This is a genomic window from Pseudomonas sp. SDO5591_S426 (assembly GCF_054070755.1).
The window spans coordinates 1-449 of record NZ_JBSVXD010000420.1 but is presented as its reverse complement, the minus strand read 5'-3'; the positions used below and the strand labels follow the sequence as shown (position 1 = coordinate 449).

Sequence of the window (449 nt, the reverse complement as noted above, 5' to 3'; positions counted from 1 at the left end):
TACGGTAACTACATCGGCGGCGAGTTCGTCGCGCCTGTCAAAGGTCAGTACTTCACCAATACCTCGCCAGTGAATGGCCAACCGATTGCCGAATTCCCTCGTTCCACGGCCGAAGACATCGACAAGGCCCTGGACGCTGCCCACGCGGCGGCCGATGCCTGGGGCGCCACGTCCGCCCAGGCGCGCTCGCTGGTGCTGCTGAAAATCGCCGACCGCATCGAACAGAACCTGGAACTGCTGGCGATCACCGAGTCCTGGGACAACGGTAAAGCCGTGCGCGAAACCCTCAACGCCGACATTCCGCTGGCCGCCGACCACTTCCGCTACTTCGCCGGTTGCATCCGCGCCCAGGAAGGCAGCGCTGCCGAAATCGACGGCAACACTGTCGCCTATCACATCCATGAACCGCTGGGCGTGGTCGGGCAGATCATCCCGTGGAACTTCCCGAT

At 63.0% G+C, this 449-nt stretch carries 1 protein-coding gene; it reads left to right on the top strand.

Annotation, left to right across the window (positions count from 1 at the left end; all coding sequences use genetic code 11):
- The coding region (locus ACW9JC_RS30395) for an aldehyde dehydrogenase family protein (RefSeq protein ID WP_457459686.1) at positions 1–449 on the top strand (449 nt) is incomplete at both ends.